The organism is Massilia sp. P2_C2, assembly GCF_056404615.1.
Map to the genome: position 1 here is coordinate 1 of NZ_JBFUDR010000680.1, position 556 is coordinate 556.

A 556-nucleotide genomic window follows, 5' to 3' on the forward strand; every position below is an offset into this window, starting at 1 on the left:
GCAAGGCAACCCAGGACGTCGTCCTGACCGTCACCGGCACCAACGACGCACCGGTCATCACGAGCGSSGCGCAGAACGGTGCGGTCAATGAAGACACCACGCTGACAGTCACCGGCACGGTGGCCTCGAGCGACGTCGACCATGGCGCCACGGCAACCTACAGCGCTGGCACGACGGGCGTCTATGGCAGCTTCGCGGTCGACGCCAGCACGGGYGTGTGGACCTACRCGCTGGACAACACCCACCAGGACCTGGCCGARGGYGAATCRCATACCGARACCTTCACCGTCACGGTCACCGACGACAAGGGYRGCAAGGCAACCCAAGATGTCCTCATCACCATCACCGGCACCAACGACGCACCGGTCATCACSAGCGCGGCGCAGARYGGYGCGGTCAATGAAGACACCCAGCTCGTGGCCACCGGCCAGGTCACCTCCAGCGACGTCGACCATAACGCCACGGCCGCCTACACCGGTAACGCAGCGGGCAACTATGGCAGCTTCGCAGTCGACGCCAGCASSGGTGTGTGGACCTACACCCTGGACAACACCCA

1 protein-coding gene is annotated in these 556 nt (G+C 65.0%); it reads left to right on the forward strand.

All coding sequences use genetic code 11. From position 1 onward, the window contains the following. A partial coding sequence (locus tag AC1DYX_RS31830; RefSeq protein ID WP_477266286.1) for a VCBS domain-containing protein occupies positions 1 to 556 on the forward strand: 556 nt, incomplete at both ends.